At 46.7% G+C, this 25086-nt stretch carries 20 protein-coding genes; 15 read left to right on the top strand and 5 right to left on the bottom strand.

Going from position 1 to position 25086, the window contains the following annotated elements; all coding sequences use genetic code 11:
* The first annotated feature begins 122 nt into the window (after window positions 1-122).
* The 3 genes from ACGHVY_RS08510 (at window position 123) to ACGHVY_RS08500 (ending at window position 2957) form a co-directional block, all read left to right on the top strand.
* The gene (locus ACGHVY_RS08510) at window positions 123-770 is read left to right on the top strand and encodes an HAD family hydrolase (RefSeq protein WP_390598394.1); all 648 of its coding nucleotides are present in this window, start codon (window positions 123-125) and stop codon (window positions 768-770) included.
* A gap of 199 nt (window positions 771-969) precedes the next feature.
* Window positions 970-1791 (top strand): 3-methyl-2-oxobutanoate hydroxymethyltransferase, encoded by an 822-nt coding sequence (gene panB, locus ACGHVY_RS08505; RefSeq protein WP_022137289.1) that lies wholly within the window; start codon window positions 970-972, stop codon window positions 1789-1791.
* 8 nt (window positions 1792-1799) lie between these two features.
* Complete coding sequence (locus tag ACGHVY_RS08500) at window positions 1800-2957, top strand: MFS transporter (RefSeq protein ID WP_390598391.1); 1158 nt, start codon at window positions 1800-1802, stop codon at window positions 2955-2957.
* 77 nt (window positions 2958-3034) lie between these two features.
* Here ACGHVY_RS08500 and ACGHVY_RS08495 read toward each other — a convergent pair whose 3' ends face one another.
* Entirely contained in the window at window positions 3035-5251 is a 2217-nt protein-coding gene (locus ACGHVY_RS08495) for a RelA/SpoT family protein (RefSeq protein ID WP_308746102.1), read from the bottom strand.
* A 106-nt stretch (window positions 5252-5357) separates the two neighbouring features.
* On the opposite strand from ACGHVY_RS08495, the gene ACGHVY_RS08490 reads away from it, so the two are divergent.
* The 4 genes from ACGHVY_RS08490 to purT all read left to right on the top strand — a co-directional run bounded on the left by ACGHVY_RS08490 (window position 5358) and on the right by purT (window position 10281).
* Entirely contained in the window at window positions 5358-6875 is a 1518-nt protein-coding gene (locus ACGHVY_RS08490) for a DUF4301 family protein (protein WP_308746101.1), read from the top strand.
* A 126-nt stretch (window positions 6876-7001) separates the two neighbouring features.
* Window positions 7002-7625 (top strand): CatA-like O-acetyltransferase, encoded by a 624-nt coding sequence (locus tag ACGHVY_RS08485; protein WP_390598388.1) that lies wholly within the window; start codon window positions 7002-7004, stop codon window positions 7623-7625.
* A 32-nt stretch (window positions 7626-7657) separates the two neighbouring features.
* Window positions 7658-9052, top strand: a complete 1395-nt coding sequence (locus ACGHVY_RS08480) for a septum formation initiator family protein (RefSeq protein ID WP_390598386.1) — start codon at window positions 7658-7660, stop codon at window positions 9050-9052.
* A gap of 62 nt (window positions 9053-9114) precedes the next feature.
* Window positions 9115-10281 carry a formate-dependent phosphoribosylglycinamide formyltransferase gene (gene purT / locus ACGHVY_RS08475; protein ID WP_308746110.1) on the top strand — a complete coding sequence of 389 codons (1167 nt, stop codon included), beginning with the start codon at window positions 9115-9117 and terminating at the stop codon, window positions 10279-10281.
* A gap of 53 nt (window positions 10282-10334) precedes the next feature.
* Here the strand turns inward: purT and ACGHVY_RS08470 are convergent, their stop codons facing one another.
* The 4 genes from ACGHVY_RS08470 to ACGHVY_RS08455 all read right to left on the bottom strand — a co-directional run bounded on the left by ACGHVY_RS08470 (window position 10335) and on the right by ACGHVY_RS08455 (window position 18120).
* Complete coding sequence (locus ACGHVY_RS08470) at window positions 10335-11504, bottom strand: FimB/Mfa2 family fimbrial subunit (protein ID WP_390598384.1); 1170 nt, start codon at window positions 11502-11504, stop codon at window positions 10335-10337.
* A gap of 30 nt (window positions 11505-11534) precedes the next feature.
* Window positions 11535-15800, bottom strand: a complete 4266-nt coding sequence (locus ACGHVY_RS08465) for a hypothetical protein (protein ID WP_390598382.1) — start codon at window positions 15798-15800, stop codon at window positions 11535-11537.
* 101 nt (window positions 15801-15901) lie between these two features.
* Complete coding sequence (locus ACGHVY_RS08460; protein ID WP_308746096.1) at window positions 15902-17113, bottom strand: hypothetical protein; 1212 nt, start codon at window positions 17111-17113, stop codon at window positions 15902-15904.
* A 44-nt stretch (window positions 17114-17157) separates the two neighbouring features.
* A complete protein-coding gene (locus tag ACGHVY_RS08455) occupies window positions 17158-18120 on the bottom strand; it encodes a hypothetical protein (protein WP_390598380.1) in 963 nt (320 codons plus the stop codon).
* Between the two features lie 551 nt (window positions 18121-18671).
* Here ACGHVY_RS08455 and atpD point away from each other — a divergent pair.
* The 8 genes from atpD to atpA are packed head-to-tail and all read left to right on the top strand — an operon-like array spanning window position 18672 to window position 24992.
* Window positions 18672-20189 (top strand): F0F1 ATP synthase subunit beta, encoded by a 1518-nt coding sequence (atpD, locus tag ACGHVY_RS08450; RefSeq protein ID WP_308746094.1) that lies wholly within the window; start codon window positions 18672-18674, stop codon window positions 20187-20189.
* 12 nt (window positions 20190-20201) lie between these two features.
* Complete coding sequence (atpC, locus tag ACGHVY_RS08445; protein WP_390598378.1) at window positions 20202-20447, top strand: ATP synthase F1 subunit epsilon; 246 nt, start codon at window positions 20202-20204, stop codon at window positions 20445-20447.
* A gap of 16 nt (window positions 20448-20463) precedes the next feature.
* Window positions 20464-20898, top strand: a complete 435-nt coding sequence (locus ACGHVY_RS08440; protein WP_308746092.1) for a hypothetical protein — start codon at window positions 20464-20466, stop codon at window positions 20896-20898.
* Window positions 20882-22021: a F0F1 ATP synthase subunit A gene (gene atpB, locus ACGHVY_RS08435; RefSeq protein ID WP_390598375.1), complete on the top strand. Its 1140-nt coding sequence runs from the start codon at window positions 20882-20884 to the stop codon at window positions 22019-22021. The genes ACGHVY_RS08440 and atpB overlap by 17 nt, the downstream gene beginning before the upstream one ends.
* 56 nt (window positions 22022-22077) lie before the next feature.
* Entirely contained in the window at window positions 22078-22335 is a 258-nt protein-coding gene (gene atpE, locus ACGHVY_RS08430; protein ID WP_024988623.1) for an ATP synthase F0 subunit C, read from the top strand.
* A gap of 4 nt (window positions 22336-22339) precedes the next feature.
* On the top strand, window positions 22340-22843 hold the full coding sequence (gene atpF, locus ACGHVY_RS08425) for a F0F1 ATP synthase subunit B (protein ID WP_390598373.1): 504 nt from the start codon (window positions 22340-22342) through the stop codon (window positions 22841-22843).
* A gap of 5 nt (window positions 22844-22848) precedes the next feature.
* Window positions 22849-23409 (top strand): F0F1 ATP synthase subunit delta, encoded by a 561-nt coding sequence (locus ACGHVY_RS08420; RefSeq protein WP_390598371.1) that lies wholly within the window; start codon window positions 22849-22851, stop codon window positions 23407-23409.
* Complete coding sequence (atpA, locus tag ACGHVY_RS08415) at window positions 23409-24992, top strand: F0F1 ATP synthase subunit alpha (RefSeq protein WP_308746088.1); 1584 nt, start codon at window positions 23409-23411, stop codon at window positions 24990-24992. Before ACGHVY_RS08420 ends, atpA begins: the two co-directional genes overlap by 1 nt.
* The last annotated feature ends 94 nt before the right edge of the window (window positions 24993-25086 follow it).

The raw sequence follows: 25086 nt of genomic DNA, 5'->3' as shown, positions 1-25086 counted from the left end.
CGAATGTTACGTTTTTTTAAGTAGTGCAAAGGTACGAATAATTTGTCTGATTCGATGATTATTCGGAACTTTGCACTGACTGATACACAAGGTTTAACGTTTTAGGTAAAAAGAAAGTTTATATGAATGCAACGAAAACAATTGTGGCACTGTTCGATTTCGATGGTGTCATTATGGACACAGAGACACAGTACACCGTCTTTTGGAACGAACAGGGACTGAAATATCTGAACGAAGAAGATTTCGGACGTCGTATCAAGGGACAGACTCTGACACAGATTTACGAGAAATACTTTTCGGCTCTTCCCGAAGCGCAACAGGAAATCACTGCCCTGCTCAACGTCTTTGAGAAAAAGATGTCCTACGAATATATTCCCGGTGTGAAAGCCTTTATCACCGACTTGCACCGCCACGGTGTAAAGATAGCCGTAGTCACCAGCTCCAACGAGGAAAAGATGCAGAATGTCTACAATGCCCATCCCGAATTTAAGGGAATGGTAGACCGTATCCTCACCGGCGAAATGTTCGCCCGCTCCAAACCTGCTCCCGACTGTTTCCTGTTGGGAATGGAAATATTCGGTGCAACCCCCGAAACCACTTACGTTTTCGAAGATTCTTTTCACGGACTGCAAGCCGGAATGACTTCAGGTGCAACCGTTATCGGACTTGCCACCACCAACTCCTGTGAAGCTATTGCCGGAAAGGCCCATTACATCATAGACGACTTTACCGAAATGACTTATGATAAACTGCTGACGTTGCACCGCTGATCTCATTCTGAACAACGTCTTCATCTATCCTCTCAACCGTCTGTCAGCTATCATAGACAGATGGCTGAAAGGATTTTTTGTATTTCCTTCTCTGTTATGAATTAAATGTTATAACTTTGCCCCGATTTTTTTGCCGGTGTTCAAGGACATCGCTCAAAAGCACATAATAATTAATTTATAATTCAAAATTTAAAAAGACATGGCTGGTTATATATCAGATGACACAAGAAAGGTGACTACTCATCGTTTGGTTGAGATGAAACAGAGAGGTGAAAAGATTTCTATGCTTACTTCTTATGACTACACAATGGCACAGATTGTAGACGGTGCAGGGATGGATGTCATTCTTGTAGGTGATTCAGCTTCCAATGTAATGGCGGGCAACGTGACTACATTGCCTATTACTCTCGACCAGATGATTTATCACGCTAAATCCGTAGTGCGTGGTGTGAAACGTGCGATGGTGGTAGTTGATATGCCTTTCGGTTCTTATCAGGGAAATGAAATGGAAGGTCTTGCTTCTGCTATCCGTATCATGAAAGAGAGTCATGCCGATGCTCTGAAACTGGAAGGTGGAGAAGAAATCATCGGTTCCGTGAAGCGTATTATCAGTGCAGGTATTCCGGTGATGGGACATCTCGGATTAATGCCTCAGTCCATCAATAAATACGGAACTTACACCGTACGTGCCAAAGACGACGCCGAAGCGGAAAAACTGATTCGCGACGCTCATCTGCTCGAAGAGGCAGGCTGTTTCGCCATCGTACTCGAAAAGATTCCGGCAACCCTTGCCGAACGTGTAGCTTCCGAACTGACTATACCTATTATCGGTATTGGTGCAGGTGGTCATGTGGACGGTCAGGTATTGGTTATCCAGGATATGCTTGGCATGAACAACGGTTTCCGTCCCCGCTTCTTACGTCGTTATGCTGATTTGTATACGGTGATGACCGATGCAATCAGCCGTTATGTATCCGACGTGAAGAATTGCTACTTCCCGAACGAGAAGGAACAATATTAAAATAGTATATGGCGGTTAAATTGTGGACAATACATTTTATGCGGATATGTGTAGCTAATTTGCTATTGTTTATATCCTTGTATGTGTTATTTCCGGTACTTTCCGTTGAGATGGCCGACCGTCTCGGAGTGCCGGTTGCACAGACAGGAGTAATCTTTCTCTTTTTCACGCTGGGAATGTTCCTTATCGGTCCTTTCCATGCCTATCTTGTAGATGCATACAAACGTAAGACAGTGTGTGTATTCTCTTTTGCCCTCATGGTAGCGGCAACGGCAGGTTATGCTTTTGTGACCAACATGACGGAACTTATCCTGTTGAGCACCGTGCAGGGATTATCATTCGGCATAGCTACAACGGCAGGCATCACTCTGGCGATTGACATCACCAACTCCACACTGCGCAGTGCGGGTAATGTCAGTTTCTCATGGATGGCACGTCTGGGAATGATTCTGGGCATCGTCCTCGGAGTATGGCTTTACAAAAGTTACTCCTTTCAGAATTTACTATCCGTCTCCGTTATCACCGGAGCAGCAGGAATTCTGGTTGCGTCAGGTGTTTATGTGCCTTTTCGTGCGCCGATTGTCACCAGACTCTATTCTTTCGACCGATTTCTGCTGTTGCGTGGATGGGTTCCTGCCATCAATATGATTCTGATTACGTTTGTACCGGGGTTGCTGATTCCGCTTGTCCATCCTTTCCTTAACGACTCTGTATTAGGAAATATGGGAATTCCCGTGCCTTTCTTTGTAGGAGTAGGAACCGGATACCTCGTGTCTCTGTTCCTTGCCCGTTTGTTTTTCATGAAAGAGAAAACGCTAAGGCTGGTCATTATAGGAATCGGACTTGAAATGCTGGCGATGTCTCTGCTGAATGCGGCTGACTCGGTAGTTGCTCCTTCTGTACTCTTAGGACTTGGATTAGGACTTATCATGCCGGAATTTCTGGTTATGTTTGTGAAGCTATCCCATCATTGTCAGCGCGGAACGGCAAACACCACTCATCTTCTGGCAAGCGAGGTGGGAGTATCTTTAGGTATTGTCACTACGTGTTACCTGGATATGGATACCGGAAAAATGCTTCATATCGGGCAGATAGTAGCTTCGGTAGCCTTGGTGTTCTTCGTCATTGTGACGTATCCTTATTATATGAGAAAGAAAGTGAGATAGGGGGCATAAATTACTATAAAAATAATGACGCTATCCCATGCGGATAGCGTCATTATTTTTAATATGCAAATTCCGTATTAATTCCGGCTTACTTGTTTTACTCCCTTTACAGTCCGCAACTTCTTGATAAGCGCTTCCAGCCTTCCCGTATCACCGACCATAATCGTCAGCGTTCCGGAGAATAACCCGTCATGCGAGTCAATGCCGATGGAACGCAGTGTGATTCCGTTTTCCTTTGATATAATAGAAGTGATATTCGTCACAATGCCAATATCATCATGTCCTACAACGCGCAACGTGATAGGATACTGCGTGCCTTCCGACTTGCCCGCCCAACGAGCCTTTACAATCCGGTAACCGAAGCGCTCACGCATCTGGTTTGCGTTCGGACAGTCTTTCCTGTGAATCTTGATGCCTCCGCTTACCGTCACGAAACCGAATACATCATCGCCATAAATTGGATTACAGCATTTGGCGAGTTTGAACTCCAGTCCTTTCAGGTTTTGGTCGATTACAAGCACATCTTCTTTCGATGTCGTTTCCTCTTGTGGCACCTGCATATTATATCCTTCGGCGCTACGATATACAATCTCGTCATGCGTATCATTATCCCGCTTCTGCTGTTCGACGTATTTGTCCAGAACCTCATTGACATCGAGTGCTTCATCAGCTATTTTCTGATAAAATTCTGTCACATTTTTGAACCCCAACCGCTTGATAAGGCGCATCATAGTCGCTTCATCATACTCCAGTTTGCGGTTCTTGAACTTCCGTTCCAATGTTTCTTTTGCAAAGTCATGCTGACGGGCCACCATCTCCTTGAGTGCCTGGCGAATCTTTGTGCGGGCTTTGGAGGTTGTTACGATATTCAGCCAGTCCTGTTTCGGAGTCTGGGTATTCGAGGTCATAATCTCCACCTGGTCGCCGCTGTTCAGCTTCTGTTTTAGCTGTACATTCTTACCGTTCACTTTGGCGCCGATGCATTTGCATCCCAGTTTGCTATGGATATGGAAAGCGAAATCAAGTACCGTAGCACCTTTCGCCAGTTTGAACAAATCCCCTTTGGGAGTAAATACGAAAACCTCATCTTCGTAAAGATCCATCTTGAACTGATCCATTACTTTCATCGAGTCGTTGTCCGCATTCTCCAACGCTTCCCGAACCGAAGTCAACCATTCGTCCAGTCCTGTTTCACCTTTGATACCTTTGTATCTCCAGTGTGCCGCCAAGCCGCGTTCGGCGATTTCGTCCATGCGGCGGGTACGTATCTGTACTTCCACCCATTTTCCTTCCGGTCCCATCACGGTGATGTGCAACGACTCGTAACCGTTGCTCTTCGGGATAGAAAGCCAGTCGCGCAGGCGCTTCGGGTTGGGCTGGTACATATCTGTCACGATAGAATATACCTGCCAGCATTCCTGCTTCTCCTTTGCCGGATCCGGTTCCGAATCCAATATAATACGGATGGCGAACAAGTCGTAAATACCTTCGAACGGTGTTTTCTGTTTCTGAATCTTGTTCCATATCGAATGTATGGACTTGGTGCGTCCCTTGATGTCGAACTTCAATCCTGCTGCCGCCACCTTCTTCTGTATAGGCTTGATAAAAGCGGCGATATACTTGTCGCGTGAAGCCTTCGTCTCGTTCAACTTATCCTTTATATAATAATAGGTATCCCGTTGCGTGTATTTCAGCGACAAATCCTCAAGTTCCGATTTTAGCTTATAAAGTCCCAGCTTGTGCGCCAGCGGAGCATATAGATAAGCAGCTTCGTTCGCCACCTTGTTGCGGTCTTCCTCGTTACCCGTATCCTTGATTTTGCGCATCACGTTCACGCGGTCGGCAATCATAATCAGGATGACACGCATATCTTCGGCAAACGAGAGCAGGAGATTACGGAAATTCTCCGACTCTATCGCCGGGCTTTTGGCATACAATTCGTTCGTTTTCACCAATCCCTTGATGATACTTGCCACATCTTCTCCGTATTCGGTATTCACTTCTTCGATAGACAGTATATGCGCCTTTACAATTTCGTGCAGCATGATACCGATGAGGCATGAGCCCTTCATGCCGATTTCCTCGGCTACGATGACCGCCGTTTGTAAATCTCTGATGACGGGATTCATCCCGAAGTTATTGCGTTGCAACCCGTTACACTGGGCTGCTTTTATTAAATGGCTCTTTAACTTTTGGCAATCCCGCCAAAAAATGCTGTCTCCGGCAGATTTCATCAAATGCCGGTAGAGTGAAAAAAGCTCCTTTTTTTCCTCTGGTGTAAAAAAGTCGTCCATATTCAATCTTGTTAATTCGATGTAAAATTACTTTTTTTCCCGGTTATTCGGCAAGAAGTAAATAACATTTTGTATTTTTGGGCATCAATTAATAAAATTAGATATTATGATAACGACACAGGACAAAGAGTTGCTTGCCAAGAAAGGTATTACGGAAGCGCAAATAGCAGAGCAACTAGCTTGCTTCCAGACAGGTTTTCCTTTTTTGAAACTGGACGCTGCCGCTTCCATTGAAAAAGGTATATTGGCTCCTAATGCCGAAGAGCAGAAGGCGTATTTGGCAGCGTGGGATGCATATACAAACACGGATAAGACCATTGTGAAGTTTGTACCGGCTTCGGGTGCCGCAAGCCGTATGTTCAAGAACCTGTTTGAGTTTCTGTCTGCCGATTATGACAAACCGACTACAAAGTTCGAACAAGCATTCTTTGACGGCATCAAGGATTTTGCTTTCTATGACGACCTCAATGTAGCTTGCCAGCGTACAGCCGGAAAGGACATTCCCGGATTAATCGAAGAAGGCAACTATAAAGCTGTAGTATCTGCATTGCTCGAAACTGCCGGCTTGAATTACGGCGCACTGCCGAAAGGCCTGCTCAAATTCCATAAGTATCCCGAAGGCGCACGTACTCCGTTGGAAGAACATCTTGCCGAAGGAGCCATGTACGCAGCCGGAAAGAGTGGCAAAGTCAATGTGCACTTTACCGTATCTACCGAACACCGTGAACTTTTCAAGAAACTCGTGGAAGAAAAGGCGGGAGAATTTGCCAAACGCTACGGAGTGGATTATTATATCACTTTCTCCGAACAGAAGCCGAGCACCGACACTATTGCCGCTGATATGGACAACCAACCGTTCCGCGATAACGGCAAACTGTTGTTTCGTCCGGGCGGACACGGTGCATTGATTGAGAACCTGAATGATCTCGATGCTGATATTATCTTTATCAAGAACATAGATAACGTAGTCCCCGACAAACTGAAGGAAGATACCGTTACCTATAAGAAACTAATTGCCGGTGTACTTGTCGCCCTGCAGAAACAAGCTTTCGAATACCTCGAACTGCTCGACAGCGGTAAATATACGCACGACCAGATGATGGAAATGCTCCAATTCCTGCAAAAGAAACTCTTCTGCAAGAATCCGGAAACGAAAGACCTCGAAGATTCTGTACTTGCCATTTACTTGAAGAACAAACTGAACCGTCCGATGCGTGTCTGCGGAATGGTGAAGAACGTAGGTGAACCTGGCGGCGGGCCGTTCCTTGCATACAACAGTGACGGAACTATCTCCCTGCAAATCCTCGAAAGTTCACAAATCGACATGAACGACCCCGAAAAGAAGGAAATGTTCGAGAAAGGTACGCACTTTAATCCGGTAGACCTGGTATGTGCCGTACGTGACTATAAAGGTCATAAGTTCGATTTGGTGAAATACGTGGATAAGGCAACAGGCTTCATCTCCTACAAATCAAAGAACGGCAAAGACCTGAAAGCTCTCGAACTTCCCGGCTTGTGGAACGGTGCGATGAGTGACTGGAATACCGTATTTGTAGAAGTTCCCCTTTCTACCTTCAATCCGGTAAAGACGGTCAATGACTTGCTGCGTGAGCAACATCAATAAAGAAAAAAGTGCGACTGTCCGATGAGGGAAAATTGAGCGGTCGTTTTCCACAAACTAACATTCCGGTTGCGTGAGCGGACGTATGTCCGCAAGCAACCGGTTTTATTAAAAAAAAGAGTGTTTAGAATGAATCAGATTGAGAAAGTCATTGATATTGCTACTTGGAACAGAAAAGAACATTTCGAGCACTTCAGTGCTTTTGACGACCCGTTTTTCGGAGTGACGGTCAATGTAGATTGTACTCGTGCTTATCGGGAAGCCAAAGACAAAGGCATATCTTTCTCCCTCTTGGTCTTGCACCGGATTATCACGGCTGCCGCCAAAGTCGAAGAATTCCGCTACCGTATCGAAGGTGACAGGGTAGTGTGTTATGACAGCCTTCTGCCCGAAGCCACCGTAGGTCGTGCCGACCATACGTTTTCTTTTGCTGCTTTTGAATATGACCCGGACGAACTCGTCTTTATCCGTAAAGCGAAAGCTGAAATGGAACGCCTGCAAGCTACTACCGGACTGAATAAAGGGGGGACATTCCATCCCAACGCTATCCACTACTCGGCTGTTCCGTGGCTCACTTTCACAGATATGAAGCACCCCACCAATATGCATTCGGGAGATAGTGTCCCCAAAATCTCTACCGGAAAGTACTTCCACGAAGGAGAGAAGTTGATGATGCCCGTTTCCGTCACTTGCCATCATGGATTGATGGATGGTTATCATGTCGCCAAGTTTATTGAAATCCTCGATTTATAAACTTCGTTCTAAAAAAGACAAACTAGACTTATATGAGATTAAAAGTATCAAGATGGAAAGTCATTGCCTTCTATTCGTTATTACTCTTTCCGAGGACTTTCTTATATGCACAGGAGGTACGACAAGATACATTGGAAGATGTCCGGCAGAACGTGAAGCAACTTCAACATGATGTTCGTGAGCTTCGTCAGGAAGTCCGGAAGTTGCAGGAGGAAATCCGGGAACTCCGGCAGGGCTATTTCCCGGAGTACGGTGAATATGGATTTGATACTGTTTCGACCTACACTCCCCATCGTTTCATCCATCGTTTGGGAATAGAGGCACGCCCGCAATACGTATTTCCCACCAATCCTTTCCTGCGTGGAGAGAACGAACGGTGGAAACCGATTCAGACGTCTTTTGCCGCCCATCTGAAATATTCATTCAAATTCCGTCCCAATACTTGTGCCGACCGTATCTATGGCGGTGCATATCAAGGATTCGGTCTGGCTCTCACCACTTTTGGCGACAAGAAACAACTTGGTGATCCTGTCACTTTCTATCTGTTTCAAGGAGCCCGTATCGCCCGTTTCAACCCGCGTCTTTCGCTCAATTACGAATGGAACTTCGGCATCTCAACCGGATGGCAACCGTACGATAATGATTATAATTCCTACAACGGGGCCGTCGGTTCCCGTATGAATGCCTACCTCAATGCAGGTATTTATCTGAATTGGGCATTCTCCCGCTATTTCGACCTGATTATCGGTGGAGACTTTACGCATTTCTCCAACGGAAACACGAAGTTCCCCAATGCGGGAGTGAATACTACCGGAGCTAAAATCGGACTGGTCTACAACTTCAACCGTGAAGAATCGGATTTGGCTAAATCTTTGGTGACTCCGCTTATTCCCCGTTTCCCGCGTCACATCAGTTATGACCTTGTCATGTTCGGTTCATGGCGCCGGAAAGGCGTATATGTAGACAGTGGGAAACAGATCGCTTCTCCCGGCAGTTATCCTGTGGCGGGATTCAATTTTGCCCCGATGTACAATCTCAGCTATAAATTTCGTTTTGGAGTTTCGTTGGACGGGGTTTATGACGGTAGTGCCAATGTATACATCGAAGATGTCATTTCAGAATACGGAGACAGCAACGGTTCACGCCGTTTCTGCAGACCGGGAATCCAACACCAGTTGGCTTTGGGCGTTTCGGGACGTGCGGAATACGTGATGCCTTATTTCACTATTGGTGTCGGTCTTGGTTCGAACGTATTGGGTCGCGGCGATTTACGGGGGCTATATCAGGTGGTTGCCTTGAAGATGAACATCACCCGAAGTTCTTTCCTTCACATCGGCTACAATCTTCAGAATTTTCAGACCCCTAATTACCTGATGCTCGGACTCGGTTTCCGTTTTCACAATAAATATCCGAAAGTACGTCACTAAAAAAAACCGTATTTCATCGAAATATACTAATTTTGCGTCACTAATATAAAACACTCAAAATGATGAAGAAAATACTGTTACTCGGTTCTGGAGAACTTGGAAAGGAGTTTGTAATCTCAGCTCAACGTAAAGGTCAGCATATCATTGCCTGTGACTCTTATGCAGGAGCTCCGGCTATGCAAGTAGCCGATGAATTTGAAGTATTCGACATGCTGGACGGTGAAGAACTGGAACGTGTCGTAAAGAAACATCAGCCGGATATTATCGTGCCGGAAATTGAGGCAATCCGCACAGAACGTCTGTACGACTTCGAGAAAGAAGGAATCCAGGTAGTGCCTAGTGCCCGTGCCGTCAACTTCACGATGAACCGTAAGGCTATTCGCGACCTTGCTGCCAAAGAACTCGGACTGAAGACAGCGAAATATTTCTATGCCAAATCACTGGAAGAACTGAAAGAGGCTGCCGCTAAAATCGGTTTTCCTTGTGTGGTAAAACCTTTAATGTCCTCATCCGGCAAAGGACAGTCCCTCGTAAAGAGTGCCGATGAACTCGAACATGCCTGGGAATATGGATGCAGTGGTAGCCGTGGTGATATCCGTGAGCTTATCATCGAAGAATTTATCAAGTTCGACAGTGAGATCACTTTGCTGACTGTCACCCAGAAGAACGGTCCTACCTTGTTCTGCCCGCCTATCGGACATGTACAGAAGGGTGGCGATTACCGTGAAAGTTTCCAACCCGCACATATCGACCCCGCTCACCTGAAAGAAGCGGAAGAGATGGCTGAAAAAGTAACCCGTGCCCTGACAGGTGCAGGATTGTGGGGTGTGGAATTTTTCTTGAGTCACGAAAACGGCGTTTATTTCTCCGAACTTTCTCCACGTCCGCATGATACGGGCATGGTGACACTGGCAGGAACACAAAACCTGAACGAATTTGAGCTTCATCTCCGTGCCGTACTGGGTCTGCCTATTCCCGGCATCAAGCAGGAGCGGATAGGGGCAAGTGCCGTTATTCTTTCTCCGATTGCCAGCCAGGAACGTCCCCAATATCGTGGACTGGAAGAGGTGACAAAGGAAGAGGATACCTATCTCCGTATATTCGGCAAACCGTTTACCCGTGTCAACCGCCGTATGGGGGTAGTGCTCTGCTATGCTCCGTTGAATTCCGACCTCGACGTGTTGCGTGATAAGGCCAAGAAAATCGCTGAAAAGGTAGAAGTGTTTTAAAAATTATACATAACTCGGAGTCTGTTACAAGATGTGATATTAAGGAAATCATATTAAAAGAAGGTGTCCTCCCATTCTGTCATCACCTTTGCCCGTATTCCGGTTCTTGTTCCTATTGTTCCCAGATTAATAGGAGCAAGCGGTGTACCTATTCCATAAAAATGATTGGCAATGATAGGAAAGCGGTAAACGCCTTGCGGGTCGATAATTCCCGTGCCGTTTCCGGTAGAAGAATTTGTATCATCGCTGTCGGAGAGAGTGACACGTGCCGAACGTAATGTATTTCCGGCAGCGTTTATAATTTCCACTTTCAACGTGTAATCATTGTCGTTCACTGCGGCGGGAGCAGGAATTGGCAGTACATAAGCGCCTTTGGATAGCGTGGCGACAGGTAATGTGCCTGTGGGTACAGGGATTTGCACCAATATTTGTCCGCCGGTGGAAGCAGAAAGGGGGCTGGCTATGTAATCCTTGAATACTGGGGTTTGACTGCGTTGCAGTAATGGGACACTTTTGTTTTGTTGAGTATAGAGAGTGATACGTATGGCGGTTACGGTAGTAGTACCAATAAGAGTGGGAACATTTGTGAACCAGCCCATTACACCCGCTACTCGTCGCCAAAGATCTACATTGCCTTGTGTACCATAGTTGCCGGGAGTCAATATGGTGGCTCCGGCAAAAAGTTCGGAAGTACGTATATTGCTCCAAGTGGTTGTTTCCGAGCCGGACAGGGTGGCGATGGCATTGCCTAGCGTGGTAGTATTTACTTGGATGGCATTGGGGAATCCATAAGTAGTGCGGGAAGACGCATCCATTCCGACAGCAAGAAAAGTGTAAGGGGTATCCTTCACAAGTCCTTCATACTTTACATGATATTTCATGGTAGCAGTCACTGTGGGCGGCACATTACCGAAGTAGGCAGACCAGCCGACATCTTCGGATGCTATGCAAACGGCATCGTTACCCGTTCCATTGAAAATATAGAGCTGGACGGACGTCACATGCTGAATATTGCCCGAACCGGGCAGTTCGGTACGGGTACTCGCCGGATCAGCACTTACTGACAACTCGCCTGCTACAGTGAAGTTAAGAATGACTTCACCTGCTTTCTCCTGAGGCACAGGTTCCGCCAGTTCTTCTATCTCTTCTCCTTGCTGGCAAGCGGTTATCAGCACCGCCGACAGCAAGAACGCCCACTTTCTTCCTATATGATTCCGTTTCATAATGCTATATTTTTCAGGTATGATTCTTTATTATTGATTCTTCATTAGATAAAATCTTCCTACGTGCGTAGATAGTATTCCTAAATCCAGTGTCGTTTCCGAGGCAGATAATGAAGTACGTTTTCCTGTCTGCGTATCCACGAGCGACCAGTTCTTCCAGGCATTTCCACTGTCGTGGGAAAGTTTTAACGTAACCCGTGCAGGATTGCGCAGACTGAATCCCAAAGGAATCTGAACGGCATTATTGAGTTGCTGGATATCAAGTGCTTTCTCATCGGAAATACTGAACACGGCAATGATTGGAGAAACCTCGTTATCCATCAACAGCTCGGAATCTTCGCCTGCACGAAAACCGTCGCGGGCGGAAGAGGACAGGCGTATCAGACAACCGGAAGTGATATTCCCGGCTGTTGCCGAGAGTAACAGAGTAGGTCGTGAAGCAGAGGTGCTACCGGACAAAGACATGGCACGGGTGCTACGCATCAATCCGCCCGAGCCTGGAGCCTGCGTCAGGGCGGCTTCGGTGAACTTCACCGAAAGACCGGTAGCGGGCAGGCTGACAGTGACAAAGAAGGATTGCATCGGCGCGATATACTGAAAATTACTGCCGTTCGTCAATAGCTGTCCGTCTACTTTGATGACGGAGTTGTTGCTATTGCCGTCATATACTTTGATGGATGTCACGCTAGGATTGTCTGTCATAAAACGGTCGATGCGTATATGCGTCATAAAGGGATTTCCGATGAGGAAGCTCGTTCCGGCGGCTTTGTTTGTGGCGTTCACGGTATAAGGGAATGTAACCGTTCCGCTACTGTTCTCGTAGATAAAGCGTCCGGGAAGCGTCCGTGTCAGGTTTTCGCTATACGAAGTTCCTTGTCCCGACATATTATAATAGGTATAATGTGTGTGCGCTTTGGGGAAACGGAATGTGAGCGTGTTGCCCGATACCGATTCTTTGTCTGCCAATAAGGAAAATCCCATGCCTACGGTGTAGGCTTGGTTCAACGCGTTGAAAGGCGGTGTCCAGTTGGTCTTGTCCGGAGTGACGGTGACAGGAGTCAGCGTTCCGCCGCTAATCTTCTGTCCGGGGGCGTCATGGCTCCAAAGGCGTTGGTAGATACGGGGGCTGAAACGGTTTTCCGGAGAAGTCGTTTCGTTCAGAGTCACGAAGAAGTCGTTGTTCTGTGTTCCGCTCATGGAAGCAGGGATAAATATATCTCCTGTGAAAGTCGCTTTCAACGGGGCGGACAGCATATAGTAGCGTCCGGATTGCAGCGCCATTTCCGCCCATGCCTGCGAATAGGTGAGATAGTGAGTATTTACTATTTCTGCGTTCGGGGCGAAGTGGAGATTGTTGCAATAGTTGGCGTCTCCTTGCACGAGTACGGGATAGAGGGCCGCACCGGACGGGATAATGACGTCCGTACATTGCCAGGGACTCCCGTCACTCCAGTTACCCCACGTGTTCCAGTTGGAAGTGGCGGCATTGGTTTTCCAGGTGGTGCGCAGCGGGTGGATGGTGGAATGGATGCCGTTGTAATATAGCTTCGTGCCGCCGGCATCATAGATGGAGATATAATAATCCCCTGCGGGCATATTGGTGATGGTAAAGGTCTGATTAGTGAGGCCCACCGTTTTATCAGTAACTTCGTTATTCTTAACGACGTTGTAGAAACGCAGCAAGTAATTATTGCCATTCGTTCCACCCTTCACTTGCAGGACGATGGGGCTGCCTTGACAGAGATGTGCGGTGACACCGAGAAAATCAATCGTCTCGTCCTGTCCGGGAGTCACTTCGGCACAGTCAGGAATGCCGTCACCGTTGCTGTCCTGGCGAGTATAAACTCCTGCCAGTTGAATTGTTTTCAGTGCATTGACAACTCCGGAAAAGGTTATCCGTACTTCATCGAAAGGGGCGGAAGAAGGAGTTGTTTCCATGTACTGCCTACCGTTTGTTCCGATTACATCCAGTCCCAATACGCCACCTGTTCCGGTCTGTCCCACCAGTACGCCTGCATTATAGACGGAGAGTGTAGTCCAGTTTATCAGGTCGGATCCGGCTATTCCGGCAGGGTCTGCCACGATAAAGCCTACAGGTTGTTTCTGCTGTATCCGATTGAACTTCACCGCTACGGTGACTGCTCCCAGTGCATTGGTAGTGGTAATGGTGGAATAAGTGTTTTCGTCGGCATCTATCAGGTTGCCTAAATTATTAAGGGAAGTTCCTATATGGGCTACTCCCGGACTTCCGGTGGCAGCGTAGTTGATGCTTGCTCCATATGTGGAAGGTGTCATGAGTTGAAGACAGGCATTGGCTATGCTACTGTTGTAACAGTTGTCGCTCACGTTTTCCCAATAAGCATAGTAAATGCGGAAAGCATTCAGATTGAGGTTGAGTATGCCGCCCGTCCAAAGTTCGATGGCATCGAATTCCAGATTGGTGGTGACACCGACACGCACTTTATTGCCACTGTCACCTATCAGTCCGGCGGAGATGGCATTATTGTTGTCTGCGGTACTTTCGAATATCTTCACACCATTCCGATACAGACGTATGATAAGATATTTAAGCACGTTAGCACTGAGCAGCTTCGAAGAAGTCTGGATAACAAATCCTGTACGGATTTGCGCTTTCGAAGTATTGACAGGGGTAGTGGCTGCTGTCCGGATACCTACAATGGAGGTATTGGCGGCAATACTTGCTACATTATAATAGGTGATATAGTTATCGGGATTGTTGTCGATGAGGTTGCTTTTTCCCGTAAAATTAGTGCCTTCACCTACGCATAGCAGACATCCGCCGCCGGAAGGGGCATAGACGGTAGCTCCGTTGCTGATGCCGGTTATCATTGTATTGCAGGAAGCAGAGCCGTTGGAAACAGCATTGCGGGTTATCGTAGCGGTCTGTGTGTAAACAGTGCCGTTGGCTGCGGTGTAGGTTCCTGTCACCTGGTAGCTGCCGTTGACGGTCATACCCGTTATTTTATTGTTGCTGACGACAGGAGTAGCTTCTGAAGGGTAGCTGGTGACGGTGTAGTTCACGCTTCCGGTGGCAGGGGTTACTAACTGGTAAGAATTGCCTGTAATCGTGGCGTTACTTAGTGAGAAAAAGCTCGATGGGTCTACTATTGACGCATCACGTACAAAGGCGTAATTGATAGTCGTAGTTCCCAGGTTGACATTTATTCCGGAAAATTGTATTTTGACCTGTGTACAGGGTTTCTTTAACACCATACTGACTTGTGTGCCGCCACCTATAATAGCGGAAATGCCGAGGAGGTTGCTGATAGAAACCTGTTCCTGTTGTGTGTCATTAGCATCGTAGGTGGTTAATGTAGTTGTACCCAACAGGCTGATATTGGCAAGTCCGAGGTTGGAAAGATTGAATCCGACTTCGGCTCCTATGGGGATTACTTGTTTGAAATTGATCGTGGCACGGGGTTGTAGTAATGAGCCTATCAGGCTGAAAGAGGGACCGTTGCTCAGGTTGGCGTCTATTAATTCGCCGCTATTGGGGACAGTGGTCCAAGTTAATTCCAGGATAGAGTTGGTATGTACCGCTACGCCGTTTGTATAGTAAGCGTTTCCGGTTACGGCGGGTTGTATGGGGTTGTCGCCTACAAAGGCGTAGTATAGTTTCAGGGCATTTAGTACAGTCGCGGAGATACCGTACATACCTATTTTGATTTCGTCAAAGGGCTTGTTGAATGAGGTGGTAATAGAAAGAGCTTGTTGACCGCCATTGTTGGCAGCACCGATAAGGTTGAGCTGTAACGTTTCCACTACTTGTGAGTCGCTGCCTTTCATTTCCTGTTCCACACCTTTGAGGTAAGTCTTCAGATAGAAACCTTTCAGGACATCAAGTGTGAGTAAAGAGGAATTATCCAGCAAGTAGACAAATCCGGCAGCTTGTCCACCGGCATAGGTGCGGTTGACGTCACGGACGGAAGCTATTTGGTTGCCTATCAGGTTGGCGGTTGCCACGCCACTGAATGAGGCGGAGTTGGTCAGATCGGTATCGAGCATATTGGCGATACCCTGATTATTATTGAGTACTTCTATCAAAGCGTTCGACATATCGTCTACGATACGTCCTTCACCTACTAGAGGAACCCTTCGGCTGGCTGTCCACGTCAGGCCACCATTGGCAGTGGTGAGGACGGATGTGGAAGTAGAAGTGGCTGCAATGGCTCTCGACAGAGGAATATCTGCGGGAGCAGGCATTATTTCTTCGTCCTGACAGGCGGAAAGGCAGAGGATGAAGGCGCAGGTTAGAAAGATATGTTTTGTTTTCATTGTAGGAAGTGGATTCTTTAGTAACAGGGGGATAAGTGAAGAAGGTGTGTCAAGGATTCTGTGGCTAGAATCTATTTCGGCACACCCTCTTATTGAAGAAATTATTCTATGCCAAGGTTATAGATCGTATCCCAAGCATCGTTAACGGTGATGTTAATAACAGTCTCTTTTGACAGGTCAATCGGTTGGTCGGCATCTCCGGGGTCGCTTGTACCGCCGTCGGTAGAACTGGCTTTATATTTCTGCCCGATGGAGTAGAAGTAATTGCGTTGAACGTCATACACTTTCTTGTCTCCTGTAAGAGCATTGTTCACTATATCCCATTCTTTCAATACTTCTCCTGTGGCATTTTCCAACTGTACGGTAAAAGTTGTTGCACTTGCTACTTTGGCAAATGGAATGAGGAACTTACCGTTGAGGATACTGTTGGGTACGGTGGCTGTCAGGCCGGTAGTGGCGGGAATATTGAACGTTTTGGTCAGGTCTGTCCCGACAGCAGTGGTTTGGGCAATGAAGTCGGTTATTAGTGTGGCAAGATTAAATTCCAGAACTTTAGTCTTAGTATTATTACCTGTACCATTTACCAACAATGCACTTGGGAAGGTGAATGCCGGTGCATGGGATGAAGCATATACACGGACGAATGCAACAACGGTAGGAATACCGGTAGTGGGATGCGGGTACAATATAGGTACATTTTTGAAGTATCCCAGCAAACCGGCTACGTGACGACGCAGTTCGACTTCGCTGCTGGTTCCTGCTTCTATATTACCGTTCACTACATTAAAGGTGTTCTTTCCGGCAAAGAGTTCGGACTCGTTGGTAGCTGCCGGAAGGGTAGCCGTGAACGCGTCGCTGGCATTGCCACCACCACTGATGGTGTAGTCGGTCGAAAGATTATAACCGTAAGCCACTACGGTGTATTGTCCATCGGTTGCCAGTTTATTCAATTTGACGGTCTGACTTGCTTTGTGCGCAGGACTCGGATTGTCACCGGGGGCGGCGGGGGTAGACGGACCTGCTGTCCAGACGATAGGATTTTGCGTACCTGCTGCCAATGCGGAAGCTGTAACGTCAGTTCCTGCCGCGTTATAAATGTACAGTTTAACGGCAGTTACATTATTGGCTGCTTCCGAACTGTTCACGGGACGAGCGGCGCGTGTACTTAGTCCGTCACCACCACTGTTGAGGGTTAGAGTGAGCGTCTGACCGGATTGGGCTACGTCAGGACTTTCCACAGGAACTGTGTCGTCATTACTACATGCTGCCAGCATCATGGCACCGACAGCGGACAAAAACAAATAATTTTTCATTTAAGCTAAGTTTTAGAATTAAATAATATGTGAAAAAAACGAGATTAATCTATATCCAGGTTGTAGATGATTTTCCAGACATCATCTATGAGCAGGAAGATGTTGAAGTCTCTTTTCTCGTCATCGTAGACATACTTTAAAGTAGTCAGTTCGTTACGTTTCAGAGTGACATTCACATCTTTTGGGGTGAGTGTAGGCGTTATTCGGTCTGCTTTATCGTATAGATTGAGATGTACGGGGGATTGGAGTTCTCCTGTCGAGGGAGCCAGAATGGTGTACAGTACAATCTCCGGAGCGGCATTCCAAGTGTCTTGCTTACGTACAGTGACCGGATTCGCATATTCGAACTTATGGTTCACACGTTCGTATATTTGTCCGATACTGTTATCCTCGTAGCGCACAGTGGCGGGAAGATTGGCGATTTGAATCAGCAACTTTCCGGTGGTGCGTTGCAGTGCTAATGAGTGATGGCTATGTTGTTCGTCATACACCAGCGTGTCATGTGCCAGATAGACATCGTTTGCTTCCGTCAGATTAGTATGCAGGATACTGGTCAGTGATTGTCCGGTTAGCTGCGACTGGTCTGACAGACCACCCCATACATTCAGTACATATGTGCCGAAAGGCAGGCACTCACAGAAGGTGATGGAGTTTGTGGGAGTATTGCCTGTTACGTTGAATATGCCTTGTTCTTCTATGATATCACCGGTTGCAACATTGCGCAGCGTATAGTAGAGTGTAGGAACATAATCGCGAAAAGCGAGAGATTCACTCTTACGTGTTTCCAACGCCACATTATTGATGTTGGAGTAGTTTTTATCCTTTACAGAGAGCTCTACTTGTAGGGGCGGACAGTGTTTCATCCCTTCTTTGATACAGGACGACAGCAATGGCAGGACAGAAATGAGAAAGAATTGGATGCTTCTTCTGACTGACTTACGGGGATACATTTTGTATAGGGGAATATCAGTTTTTATGGTGGTTAGCCGTAACAGCGTTTGTTTCATGGCATGGGCTTATTTCGTTTTCGGAAGACAACAGAAGCTAATTCTTGTTTGTTCCGGAAAAATAAGGCTTTAACCTTCATTAATCAATCCGTATGGAAACGGTTGCTTCGTGCTCGAACACAAAAATGGTTGTCTTTGCTACTATTTTTCTCTTTCTGTTAATTTGCTGATTTTGAATGAAGAGGTGGAAAACTTTAATCGTTTATTCAGTTTATTGTTATTTTATTATCGTGGAATATTGTTTTATTGAAAATGGTAACTGAAATATTCGGATTTTGGTATTTTTGTAGTATTTATTGGGCTAATAAGTGTTATCGAACGACAAATAAAGACAAAGGGAGAACAACCTCCCGAATTTGTTTCTACATTTGCGCAGTTGTTTGTTTAACTATTTGTTCTGGTGATAGTTTGCTGGAAATAGAAAATAGATGAACAAAAGTTGAACTTAACTGTTTATTATAATAGTAAAACAGGTAAAACGCGAAACGTTCCTTGCCATACTGTTATTTCAATAGGAATAGTGAAAGAATAATATAAATAAAAGATTGCTTATGTCACAGATTATCGGACATATCTCTCAGGTTATCGGCCCGGTGGTCGATGTGTACTTTGAAGGTACGGATGCAGAAATGGTGCTGCCAAGCATTCACGATGCACTGGAGATAAAAAGGCCAAACGGCAAAATACTGGTTGTAGAAGTACAGCAACATATCGGTGAGAATACGGTACGTACCGTAGCAATGGACAGCACCGACGGACTTCAACGCGGTATGAAGGTATATCCCACAGGCGGCCCCATCACAATGCCTATCGGCGAACAGATTAAAGGCCGGTTGATGAACGTAGTCGGTGATTCTATCGACGGTATGAAAGACTTGGACCGCAAAGGTGCATATTCCATCCACCGTGATCCCCCTAAATTTGAAGACTTGACAACTGTGCAGGAAGTACTCTTCACGGGTATTAAAGTGATTGACCTGCTCGAACCGTATGCCAAAGGTGGTAAAATCGGTTTGTTCGGTGGTGCCGGTGTGGGAAAGACTGTACTGATTCAGGAGCTTATCAATAATATCGCCAAGAAACATAACGGATTCTCCGTATTTGCCGGAGTAGGTGAGCGTACCCGTGAAGGTAACGACCTGCTGCGTGAAATGATTGAATCGGGCGTTATCCGCTACGGTGAAGCATTCAAGGAAGGCATGGAGAAAGGGCATTGGGATCTTTCGAAAGTTGATTATAACGAACTGGAGAAATCGCAGGTATCGCTGATATTCGGTCAGATGAACGAACCGCCGGGTGCACGTGCTTCCGTAGCGCTGTCCGGTCTGACGGTAGCGGAATCTTTCCGTGATGCCGGAAGTGAGGGTGAGAAGCGTGATATTCTGTTCTTTATTGATAATATTTTCCGTTTCACGCAGGCAGGTTCGGAAGTATCCGCCCTTTTGGGACGTATGCCTTCCGCCGTTGGTTATCAACCGACACTGGCTACGGAAATGGGGGCGATGCAGGAACGTATCACGTCTACCCGTAAAGGTTCTATCACCTCTGTACAGGCAGTATATGTACCTGCCGATGACTTGACGGATCCGGCTCCTGCAACTACCTTCAGCCATTTGGATGCCACTACCGTGCTCGACCGTAAGATTACGGAACTTGGTATCTACCCGGCTGTAGACCCCTTGGCTTCGACTTCCCGTATCCTCGACCCGCACATCGTAGGTCAGGAACATTATGATGTAGCGCAGCGGGTGAAGCAGATTCTGCAACGCAACAAGGAATTGCAGGATATTATCTCCATCCTCGGTATGGAAGAACTTTCGGAAGAAGACAAGACGGTAGTGAACCGCGCTCGCCGTGTGCAGCGTTTCCTTTCGCAGCCGTTTGCCGTAGCTGAACAGTTTACAGGCGTGCCGGGCGTGATGGTGACTATCGAAGATACGATTAAGGGATTCAAGATGATTCTGGACGGCGAAGTGGATTATCTTCCCGAACAGGCTTTTCTGAATGTCGGAACAATTGAGGAAGCGATAGAGAAAGGTAAGAAATTGCTGGAACAGGCAAAGAAATAAAAACGTAGAGTGATGAAAGAACTGCATTTGAGTATAGTATCGCCTGAAAAGAGCATATTCGACGGAGATGTGAAGATTGTCACATTGCCGGGCACGATCGGGTCGTTTTCCATTCTTCCGGGACATGCGCCTATCGTCTCGTCATTGAAGACGGGAACGCTGAGTTACACGACGATGGAGGGCGAGGAGCATACAATGGATATTCAGGGTGGTTTTGTCGAATTGAGTGACGGGACGGTTTCTGCTTGCATTTCCTAAAGAAAGACACAGTGACATGGTGAACATTACTAAAACGAAACGGAACTTTATCGGTTTGCATACTTTGTTTGCAATTTTAAGCGCGGCGCTTGGAGCGGTTATTTTACACTTTGCCCTACCGGGGCATTATTTTGGAGGATATCCGTTCATTCCGGTTTATTTCTATTTATTCGGTTTGTTTAGTATTTATATGTTCGACGCGTGCCGGTTACATGCCCCGCAAAAATTGTTACTGTTGTATTTGGCAATAAAGATGGTAAAGATGATTCTTTCGATAATTCTGGTCTTGATTTATTGTATTGCTGTACGCGAAGAAGCCAAAGCATTTTTGCTGACGTTTATCTCGTTCTATTTGGTATATCTGGTATTCGAAACCTGGTTCTTCTTCTCTTTTGAAGTGAACCGGAAACTGAAGAAGAAAAATAAGAAGAAAAATGAAACAGTTGCATAACATAGTAGCTCCGTTGATTCTGTTCTGCCTGATGGTGGCAGTCGGTCTGCCGGTTCTTGCACAGGAACAGGAGGGGGAAGCGGCTTCACAGACGCAGGATGTGATTACTCCCCAAGAGGAGAAGGAGAATACGGTGGACGTGAAGGAAATCGTGTTCGGGCATATCGGCGACTCATACGAATGGCATATTACGACATGGGGTAAAACGCACATTATCATACCATTACCTATCATAGTTTATAGTGGAAGTACAGGTTGGCATATGTTCCTTTCTTCCCGTCTCGGAGAGAATGGCGGTACGTATGAAGGACTTTCCATCGCTCCTGAGGGAAGTAAATACGAAGGTAAACTGGTAGAATATGACGCGGCGGGCGAGCAGGTTCGTCCCTGGGATATTTCTATTACGAAAGTGACATTCGCTTTGCTGTTCAACAGCATATTGCTGCTGGTTATCGTGCTGAGTGTGGCGCACTGGTACAGGAAACGTCCGCAAGGAGCTAAGGCACCGGGTGGATTTGTCGGATTCATGGAAATGTTCATTATGATGGTGAACGATGATATCATCAAAAGTTGTGTCGGACCGAATTACCGGAAGTTTGCCCCATATCTGCTGACAGCGTTTTTCTTTATCTTCATCAATAATATGATGGGGTTGATTCCATTTTTTCCCGGTGGTGCGAATGTGACGGGAAATATCGCTATCACGATGGTACTTGCAATATGCACTTTTCTGGCAGTCAATATCTTCGGAACGAAGCATTATTGGAAGGATATTTTTTGGCCGGATGTACCTTGGTGGTTGAAAGTACCTGTGCCGATGATGCCGTTTATCGAGTTCTTCGGAATCTTTACGAAACCGTTTGCCTTGATGATTCGTCTTTTCGCCAATATGTTGGCGGGACACATGGCGATGCTGGTACTCACTTGCCTGATATTCATCTCGGCAAGCATGGGACCCGCACTGAACGGCACGCTGACAGTAGCTTCCGTATTGTTCAACATCTTTATGAATGCGCTTGAACTGTTGGTTGCTTTTATTCAGGCTTATGTCTTCACCATGCTTTCGGCGGTGTTTATCGGACTGGCGCAGGAAGGTGCCAAGGTAAAGGCGGAAGACAAATAAAAGAGAATTTAATAGAGAGAAAATAAAAAATATAAACCATTTTAAAACTGAAAATTATGATCCTATCAGTATTGTTACAAGCCACTGCAGCAGCAGTAGGAGTAAGTAAATTAGGTGCAGCTATCGGTGCAGGTCTTGCAGTAATCGGAGCTGGTTTGGGTATTGGTAAAATTGGTGGTTCGGCTATGGAAGCTATTGCACGCCAGCCGGAAGCATCAGGTGACATTCGTATGAATATGATTATTGCAGCCGCCTTGATTGAAGGTGTGGCATTGTTGGCGGTAGTCGTTTGTTTATTGGTATTCTTCCTCTAAGCCTATGTCATTACTATTACCTGATAGTGGCCTGTTGTTCTGGATGTTCCTCTCATTCGGGATTGTGTTCGTGGTATTGGCAAAATACGGTTTTCCTGTCATCATCAAGATGGTGGAAGGCCGTAAAACCTATATCGACCAGTCTTTGGAGGTGGCGAGGGAAGCCAATGCCCAGTTGTCTAAACTGAAAGAAGAAGGCGACGCGTTGGTGGCTGCCGCCAACAAGGAACAGGGACGCATCTTGAGGGAAGCAATGGAAGAACGTGACAAGATTGTTCACGAGGCCCGTAAGCAAGCCGAGATAGCCGCACAGAAAGAATTGGATGCGGTGAAACAACAGATTCAGATTGAAAAGGACGAAGCTATCCGCGACATCCGTCGCCAGGTGGCTGTTCTTTCGGTCGACATTGCCGAGAAGGTGCTCCGCAAGAATCTTGCGGATAAAGATGCTCAGATGGGCATGATCGACCGGATGCTGGATGAAGTATTAACCCCGAATAAGAACTAAGGAAGATGGATGTCGGAATACTCTCAATGCGTTATGCAAAAGCAATGATTGAATACGCGCAGGAAAAAGGTATTGAAGACAGGATATATCAGGAGTTCCTGACCCTGTCCCACAGCTTCTGGGCCTTGCCCGGTCTGTGCGAAGCACTTGAAAATCCTGTCATCACGACCAGGGAGAAGTTGGCATTGGTCTGCACTGCTGCCGATGGTGACGGTAAGTCAACGAGGGAGTTTGTCCGTTTCATCACTTTGGTATTGAAAAACAGGTGTGAAGGCTATCTGCAATTTATCAGTCTGATGTATCTGGATCTTTACCGGAAGCTGAAACATATCGGAACCGGCAAGTTGATTACGGCCGTGCCGGTCGATAAGGATACGGAAAACCGGATTCGTTCCGCAGCCGCGCATATCCTGCATGCCCAAATGGAGTTGGAAACGGTGGTAGACCCGTCCATCGAAGGCGGCTTTATCTTCGATATTAATGACTACCGGCTGGATGCAAGTGTTGCCACGCAGTTGAAGCGAGTGAAACAACAATTTATTGATAAGAATAGGAGAATTGTATAATGTCTGAAAATATAAGAGTAAGCGAAGTATCTGATATATTGCGCAAGCAGCTCGAAGGAATCAATGCCAATGTGCAACTTGACGAGATCGGTACGGTGCTCCAAGTGAGCGACGGCGTAGTCCGTATCTACGGTTTGCGGAATGCCGAAGCGAATGAATTGCTGGAGTTTGACAATGGTATCAAAGCAATCGTGATGAACCTCGAAGAGGACAACGTGGGTGCTGTGTTGCTGGGGCCGACGGACAGGATCAAAGAGGGATTCATCGTGAAGCGTACCAATCGTATCGCCTCTATCCGTGTGGGAGAGGGGATGCTGGGACGTGTCATCGATCCGCTGGGTGAACCGCTGGACGGTAAAGGTCTGGTCGGAGGTGACTTGTACGATATGCCGTTGGAACGGAAAGCTCCGGGAGTTATCTACCGTCAGCCTGTTAACCAGCCGTTGCAGACCGGATTGAAAGCTGTTGATGCCATGATTCCTATCGGCCGTGGACAGCGTGAGTTGATTATCGGTGACCGCCAGACGGGAAAGACCGCTATTGCGATTGATACAATTATCAATCAGCGCAGTAACTTTCTGGCAGGCGACCCTGTGTATTGTATTTATGTGGCTATCGGTCAGAAAGGTTCTACCGTTGCTTCTATCGTAAATACGCTTCGTGAGTACGGGGCACTGGATTATACGGTTGTAGTAGCCGCTACGGCGGGTGACCCGGCTGCATTACAGTATTATGCACCGTTTGCGGGTGCTGCCATCGGCGAATATTTCCGCGATACCGGTCGTCATGCATTGGTTGTCTATGATGACCTTTCCAAGCAGGCGGTAGCTTATCGTGAGGTTTCTCTGATTCTTCGTCGTCCGTCGGGACGTGAAGCTTACCCGGGTGATATTTTCTATCTGCACTCCCGTCTGTTGGAACGTGCGGCAAAGATTATCAGCCAGGAAGAGGTGGCACGCGAAATGAACGACCTGCCGGATAGTCTGAAAGGCATCGTCAAAGGTGGTGGTTCTCTTACCGCACTTCCTATCATCGAGACGCAGGCTGGCGACGTTTCGGCTTATATCCCTACAAACGTGATTTCTATCACCGACGGACAGATATTCCTTGAAACGGATTTGTTCAACCAAGGGGTCCGTCCTGCCATCAACGTTGGTATCTCCGTATCCCGTGTAGGTGGAAATGCTCAGATTAAGGCGATGAAAAAAGTTGCTGGGACATTGAAGATTGACCAGGCGCAATATCGTGAACTGGAAGCCTTCTCCAAGTTCAGCAGTGATATGGATGCGATTACAGCTCTGACTATCGACAAGGGGCGTAAGAATGCCCGGCTATTGATTCAGCCTCAATACAGTCCGATGCCCGTAGAGCAACAGATTGCTATTCTTTACTGTGGTACGCATGGGCTTCTCCATGATGTCCCCTTGGATAAAGTGCAGGATTTTGAACGTAGCTTCGTCGAATCTCTGCAACTGAACCACCAACAGGATGTATTGGATGTGTTGAGAACCGGTGTTATTGATGATAACGTGACTAAGGCTATCGAAGAGACTGCCGCTATGGTCGCCAAACAATACTTATAATAACGATTAGTGGTTAGTGATGAGTGATTAACGTAATATTACTAACTGACACTAACCACTAATCATTAATCACTAACCACTAATCATTAAAAAT

The organism is Bacteroides sp. f07, from assembly GCF_042854785.1.
In the GTDB taxonomy this organism is placed as follows: domain Bacteria; phylum Bacteroidota; class Bacteroidia; order Bacteroidales; family Bacteroidaceae; genus Bacteroides.
The sequence above is the reverse complement of the archived record's forward strand: the minus strand, read 5'-3'. Positions and strand labels throughout refer to the sequence as shown.